7 protein-coding genes are annotated in these 6,713 nt (G+C 64.1%); 1 reads left to right on the forward strand and 6 read right to left on the reverse strand.

Features of this window, described 5'->3' with window-relative positions:
• Positions 1 to 412 precede the first annotated feature (412 nt).
• The 5 genes from ABIB54_RS16245 to ABIB54_RS16265 form a co-directional block, all read right to left on the reverse strand.
• Complete coding sequence (locus tag ABIB54_RS16245) at positions 413 to 1,531, reverse strand: sensor histidine kinase (protein WP_354576568.1); 1,119 nt, start codon at positions 1,529 to 1,531, stop codon at positions 413 to 415.
• Positions 1,528 to 2,220 carry a response regulator gene (locus ABIB54_RS16250; RefSeq protein ID WP_354576569.1) on the reverse strand — a complete coding sequence of 231 codons (693 nt, stop codon included), beginning with the start codon at positions 2,218 to 2,220 and terminating at the stop codon, positions 1,528 to 1,530. Before ABIB54_RS16250 ends, ABIB54_RS16245 begins: the two co-directional genes overlap by 4 nt.
• Before the next feature lie 111 nt (positions 2,221 to 2,331).
• A complete protein-coding gene (locus tag ABIB54_RS16255; RefSeq protein WP_354576570.1) occupies positions 2,332 to 2,601 on the reverse strand; it encodes an SHOCT domain-containing protein in 270 nt (89 codons plus the stop codon).
• A gap of 64 nt (positions 2,602 to 2,665) precedes the next feature.
• A complete protein-coding gene (locus tag ABIB54_RS16260) occupies positions 2,666 to 3,277 on the reverse strand; it encodes a sulfocyanin-like copper-binding protein (RefSeq protein ID WP_354576571.1) in 612 nt (203 codons plus the stop codon).
• Positions 3,274 to 3,834: a hypothetical protein gene (locus ABIB54_RS16265; RefSeq protein ID WP_354576572.1), complete on the reverse strand. Its 561-nt coding sequence runs from the start codon at positions 3,832 to 3,834 to the stop codon at positions 3,274 to 3,276. Before ABIB54_RS16265 ends, ABIB54_RS16260 begins: the two co-directional genes overlap by 4 nt.
• A gap of 340 nt (positions 3,835 to 4,174) precedes the next feature.
• Here ABIB54_RS16265 and ABIB54_RS16270 point away from each other — a divergent pair, with 340 nt between their 5' ends.
• The gene (locus ABIB54_RS16270; protein ID WP_354576573.1) at positions 4,175 to 4,564 is read left to right on the forward strand and encodes a hypothetical protein; all 390 of its coding nucleotides are present in this window, start codon (positions 4,175 to 4,177) and stop codon (positions 4,562 to 4,564) included.
• 988 nt (positions 4,565 to 5,552) lie between these two features.
• Here the strand turns inward: ABIB54_RS16270 and ABIB54_RS16275 are convergent.
• The coding region (locus tag ABIB54_RS16275; protein ID WP_354576574.1) for a Fic family protein at positions 5,553 to 6,713 on the reverse strand (1,161 nt) is incomplete at its 5' end.

The following is a 6,713-nucleotide window of genomic DNA, read 5'->3' on the forward strand; positions in this document are numbered from 1 at the left end:
CGTGATACCACCCGGACACGCGGACGTTGCCGCTGGTGGCGATCACCAATAGACGGCGATGTTCTTTCGACTTGCGATGGCGATGGCGATGGCACCGTCATCATCGCACGCGATTATGGATGCAACTTCCACTCACGATGTGCGACGAGGGTCGCCCCGACCAGTTGCTCGCGGTCGTACGCACCAAACAGCCGAAGACCTGGATTCGCGGGTGTTCCATCTGTGGGTCAGGGTCTCGAGGCGATTGCGCGAGTAGGTGTAATTGACGTGCGAAGCGTGCCGTCAGACAGTCAGAAGCGCGCCCCGGAAACTGCTGCTGACGTCGGCAGAATCTGGCGCGACTTCGTCCGGACGTGAACTGGTTGCCCGGCTCTTCGTGAAAACCTCCGGCGACCGTGCGGTCGTCTTCCTTTCAGCTTGAACGGTCACGTGAACGCATGGGCAGCTCCAGCTCGAAGGTGGCTCCCTTTGCGCGTCCGGCCGACGACGCAGTCACGTCCCCACCGTTCGCGCGTGCGATTTCTCGAGCGATCGTCAGGCCGATACCCGATCCTGCTGACCGGCGGGCCTGGCTTGGCACGCGGTAGAACCGCTCGAATACACGCTCCGTGTCTTCCTCGGCAAGGCCCACTCCGGTGTCGGTCACGACGACTTCAGCACGGCCACCGGCGCCACGCGCGGTGATGGTAACGGTCCCGCCGGCGGGAGTGGCGTGCAGGGCGTTCCCGAGCAGGTTGGTGAGAACTTGGGTGATCCGGTCAGGATCCACATGCACGGGGAGGGTTGTGTCGGCGTCAATGTTCAGCGTGACGTCCGAATCGTCGAATTGGGGTGAGAGGCGCGCAGCCGCGCGGCGAGCGAGGTCCGCCAGGTCTGCATTGACTGGATGCAGGTCAAGTCGCTGCTCTTGGGCGCGCGACAAGCTGGAGAGGTCGTCGGAGAGCCGGTGCAGGCGGCGCAGTTCCTCACTGAGGGAGGCGAACGTGTCGGGGTTGGGGGTGAACACGCCATCAATCAAGCCTTCGACGTAGCCGTCGAGGACGGTCAGCGGGGTTCGCATCTCGTGCGCAACCTCCCCGAGCAGCCGTGTTCGCCGGGACTCCGTGTCGGCCAAGGCCTGGGCGAGTGTGTTGACGTCGGTGGCCAGCGCTGCAAGTTCCGGCTCGGAGGGGACGGGAACCCTGCCTCCGTACTTTCCCGCAGCGATCAGCTTCGTTGCTGCCCGCACCGCGTTGAGGGGGCGCAGCAGACGACCGGTGACTGCCGCCGCAACGAAACCGGCGGCGACGACGCTGGCCAGCACCCCGACGATGAGCGAGGTAGTGAGCGCAGACAGGAATGCTGAGCGCACGCTTGCCGCGTCCATGTTCCCCATGGACATGCCGGTTCCCCCACTGTTCATCATCATCCCCAACCGTTCTTCGAACAGGTATGGGGCAAGCAGCGAGACCGTCAGATAGGCGACGCCGCCGCCGACCACGGCAACAGTGGCGTAGGAGATGAACAGCCGCAGCGATAGGCGCATCTTCATCTGGGCCGGCCCACGAATTTGTAGCCCACTCCGCGCACGGTGGCGATCAGGTGTGGATCGCCAGCGTCGTCACCGAGGCGTGCACGCAGACTGCGGATGTGGACATCGACGACGCGCTCGTCGCCATAGAAGTCGTAGCCCCAGACTTTCTCAAGCAGTTGTGCCCGTGAAAACACCCGTCCGGGCTCGGCGGCGAGTGCGGTGAGAAGGTCAAACTCTAAGCTCGACAACACCACTGATGTTCCATTCGCCTCGACTTCACGGTGGGCCGGGTTGACCGACAAACCGTCGAAGCGAAGCAGGGGGTCTGCGTCGGTCCGGTCGCCCCGATTGTCACGGCGCAGCATTGCCTTCACTCGGGCCGTGACCTCGCGCGGGCTGAACGGCTTGGTCACATAGTCGTCCGCACCCACCCCGAGTCCCACGAGCTTGTCGACCTCCTCCGCCCTCGCTGTGACGAGGATCACATACGCGTCGCTGAAGCCGCGCAACTGCCGGAGGACTTCGAGTCCGTCGATCCCCGGAAGCATCACGTCCAAAAGCACGAGGGCCGGAGGATCTTCGCGGAGTGCCGCAAGCGCCTCAGCGCCGTCCGCGGCCTCCGCCACGTCGTAACCTTCCGCCTCCAGGTAGCCGCGAAGGACTGTCCGGATCTGCGGCTCGTCGTCAACGACCAGGACCTTCTGCATGGCTCACCCCTTTCCCCTGATTATGGCCGCAACGACAAGCCCGGCGGTGCCGGGACCGCCGGGCGGCACTGACGCTGTGCCGGGCCCAAGGAACCCGTTGAGGGAGAACTCTCATCGGGCCTTATCTTCGAGTACTTTCACCCGTTCCCGGTATTCCGTTGCATCCAATTCGCCCTTCGCGAAGCGATCATCAAGGATCTGACGTGCTTGACTCCACTCTCCTTGCCCTGGGGCGACCGCAGCGTCTTCGCGTTGACCTCCGCGATCCGTTCCGCCAGCAAAGGCTCGCACGGCCCAGATCACCAGCAAGACGATTGCGGCGAGCATGAGTAGCCCGACGGGCCACCCCCACGCCATGGTGTATCCGTTTCCCCACATCATTTCTTCTGCTCCTTCGGTTTAGTTCGTTTTCATTTGTGATTGATCCCGGACATCCGGGCTAATTTCAGGACACGGTCAGCTCGGTATACATCCCTGCGGAATAGTGACCGGGGAGGTTGCAGACGAGTTCGTAGCGGCCCGGCGCTAGCTTCAGCGTGACCCAGCTTGAAGCGCCGGGAGCGATTCCCTCGCCGGCGCCGGCGCCGCACGTAGAAGACGCCTCGCCGACACTGCCCGCCTCCTCAACCTTGGTTTCACCAGAAAGCGGCCGGGTGCCGACTGTCTGCGAACCGGACAAGGGCAGCACGACCAGCTCGTGGCTGACGCTGCCATTGTTGGTCACGAGAAAGGACACAGTCCCGTGACCGACAATGGCTCGATCGCTGCTCAGGCGCATCGCTCCGCGCGCCATCCCCCCGCTGCCGCCACCGGGCATCATGCCGGAACCGCCGCCCATCATGGGGCCTCCCATATTCGACAGGGTCACGTTCACCGCTGTCCCCGCCAGCTGCGGAGCTGAGCATGAGGACCCGGACGCGGGCCAAGAAAGGGGTTGGCCCATGTTGAGACCGGTGACCGCACCGACAGACAGCCCCGTCACACCCGCGACGGCCACAATCCCGCCCGCGATCGTCGCGGCAATGAGGGATATCTTTCGCAGGCTGTAGCCCTTCACTGCGTCGCCGCCATCCCCGAGCCCATGGTTGGGTCACTTTCTGACCACGCCCCCGTGCCCGTGTGCATTCCCATACCTATGCCAGATCCTGAGCCCATCCCCTGACCAGGCAAGTGGATCGCGTTCACCATCGCGTCGATTCGGCTCCTCATCTGTTCCACGACTGCCGCCTTCTGATCAGTTGTCAGGGTGCTCGTGGAATCGAGATCGCCGTTAATCGCCGCGATCATCGCGTCTTCAAGACCAGAGACCGACTTGCTCTTGATCCGGGCGACATCCGCGAGCGACTTGCCGGACTGCAACTGGTCCTGTACCTCGGCCTGGCTCAGGCCGAGGTAACTCAACGCCGCGGTCATCGGCGAATGCTGGCCGAACGGCATGTCGACGATTTGGCCGAACTGGTGGACACCACCGTTTGACGAGGCGGTCGACATTGCCTGCGGTGTCGTCCCGTCGCCGGTTGCCGCCTGAGCGGCGGCTACGCCGCCAGCGACGAGCGCTCCAACAATTCCGATTCCCATCAGCCCAAGAGTCATGCTCTTTCGATTGAACTTCATCTTTCCCAGTCCCTCTCACGATCAGCCATCCAGTTGATGTCTACACACCAGCGTGCGGGTCGCGCATGAAGCGTCGACCTCCGGAAGTGTGAAGCCTTGATGAAACGCGTTCACCGCCGATGAGCGGTGGCTCACCCACGAATGTCAGCGGGGGCAACACTCACAGAGAGGTAGCAGTCTTGTCTGGATAACATGCATGCACACACAGTGAATTTGAGGGGCGATGACAAGGTTTCGAAAAGTACTCTGGGCTGCTGGCGGAGTCGTTGTAATCGCGGCAGCAGTTTCAGGTTCGTTCATCTTGGTGGCGAACCAAAATCAAACCCACGCCGCGGAAAGTATGACCAACAAGGCCAGCCAGGTGATGCCGTTCGACTTAACGCGGACCACCCATAGGTTCGATAAGTCCTCAAACGGCGGCGTGGAAAAGGTAGTGGTGAACGATCCAGCCGACAGCGCAAACGAAGAACTCATTCGCTCGCACCTAAGTAAGGAAGCTGCGCTTTTCCGAGCGGGTGACTATTCTGACCCGACGATGATTCACGGTATGGATATGCCGGGCGTGAAAGAACTCTCCGCGGGTGCAGCACGGGTGAGCGTTGATTTCACCGAAGTCGATGGCGGGGCGCAGATCACATACTCTTCAACAGACCCAACGCTCGTATCGGCCATTCACGCGTGGTTCGATCGTCAGGTCGCCGACCACGGGATGCCCGGAATGGGTGGTTAGAGGCTCTCTCGACGTGTTTGGTCCTCGGCTCGTACCTGACCGGATCTCCATCCGACGTACTTCTCGATCGGCTCGACCATCCGCTGCCTGCAAGCCAAAGTTGATCAGTTGCGAGACGGGCACCCGCACGGTATCGAGATCCCGCAACCGCGATTGCTGGGCGAAGGTGGCTAACGACCGAGGTCGGATCGGCCGTAGTCCCGGCCGGCGAAACGACCTGATCAACTATGACCAGCAGCGGGCCGAAGTCTCGGCTCTCCGCAGTGGCACGGCAGGCGGCATTGTTGACGGCACCCTGAATGGGCTGCCAGTCCAAATGCCATTAAGCGTTAGGCGCCACACGATCCCAGAACCCGGTGAGTCCGGCAGTTGCTTTAGCGGAATGGGGGGGCACGAAATTCCACTGGTCGTGGTAGCTCGGGCGGTCGATGAACTGTCACGGTTCATTCCGCGGAGCATGTTGTCGCCGCGCAACTCGTTGGGCTCTGGCTGATGGGTGGGTGCGTTGATGCCGACTGTCCGGCACCTCGTTGATGACTACCCCCCAGCATGCGGAAGGCGCATGAAGGTTCGGCCTGCGGGAATGTGAAGGCTTGATGAAACACGCCGGCCAGGCTGCAACAGATCAGCCACCGCGTGGTTCTCGATAGGCGCAACATTGCGGGCCCGGAACTTGGCGGCACCGCAAAATCAGGCCGCGGCCCCCATATTCTGCGGGACCGGCGCTTCTGCCGCAGGACACGGTCCTACAGAATCTGTGGAACCGTGAAATAGCCAATGTGAGGACGTTGAGTCCGCGACAGTCGGCCGTGCGCGCCGGTCAGAGCGTTCAGCCAGGAGGTTCCGCATCGAATCCATCGTGGCGGCCGAAACGTCCTCGGCCGGCGAGGGTGCAGCGTCGGCGCCTGCATTCAAGCACTGTGCGCAAGCTCGGCTCCAGCCTGTAGCGTCTCGGTGGGTGTTGCGGGTCAGCGGTGGTCTGTCGGCTTCAGAGTCCGATGCCGGGAGGCTCTCGGCGCGGCTGCGGCGGCCCGGCTGGGCGAAACGGCGGCACCGTGCGTCCTGGCCCCGGCCGCTCTGGTCGCACCGGGCGGGACTCGGCACGCTGGCGGCGTCCGGCGCGCTCCGCGAATCGATCGACCGCCTTCAGGATCTCGTCGCTGCGCCAGAACGTGCCGAGTCGATACTCCGACTTCGCGCTGAGCACACCCTGCTCGGTCAGCTCGCGCAGCAGCGGGTACGCGTTCTGGGGCCGGATGCCGAGTTCCCGGGCCACCAACGGTGCGTCAACGACCGGGGTGCGGGCGACGACCTCCAACACGCGCCACACCCCGCTGTCAGATCGGGCCCGCACCCGCTCTTGCCAATCGACGCGGACCTGGTCGATGTCCGCGACCAGTTGGCGGGCGTTGACCACGGCGCGGGCGCTGGCCTCGGCGTACCGGGCGACGATCGGCTCCAAGTCGCCAGTGCGATAGGCGGTCAACGCGTGGTGGTAACCGTCGATGTCAGCCAGCAGACCCGCCGACACCGGCACGGCCACGTTCCGGGTCACGGCCCGGTGGCGCAAGATCGCCTGGGCGAGCGCCCGCCCGGTGCGCCCGTTGCCGTCGGTAAACGGGTGGATCGTCTCGAACTGCGCATGCGCGACCGCTGTGAGCACGAGAGGCGCGACCTCGACCCGGCGGGAGAAAGCCACCAGGTCGTCGATCAGTGCGGGCACACGCTCCCACCGGGGTGCGACGTAGTCCGCGCCGATCGGGGACTGCGAAGACGTGCCGATCCACACCGCCTCCGTCCGCCATTGCCCTGGGGTGTGTCGGGGCTGCTCGGCCATGAGGACCGTATGCATCTGCCGGATCGCGTCCGGGCTAATCGTGTCCGCCGCTTCGATCGCCGCCTGGAGCGAAGCGGTGTTCGCGGCGATCAGGGTGGCGTTGGTAGTCCCGCGTCCGCCCAGCTCCGCGGTGAAGATCGCCCGGGCACTCGCGGTGAGCTGTTCGATCTGCGACGACGCCGACGCCTCGCTACGCAGCAGCACCGGGCCGAACGCCGCGACCCGGTGCCCCAGCTCCGCATCGAAGCGGCTTAGTTCACGGGCTGCATCCTCCGCCGCAGCCAGCACCACACCGGGTAGCGCTACAGCCGC

Source organism: Frigoribacterium sp. UYMn621 (assembly GCF_040549525.1).
Classification (GTDB): Bacteria; Actinomycetota; Actinomycetes; order Actinomycetales; family Microbacteriaceae; genus Lacisediminihabitans.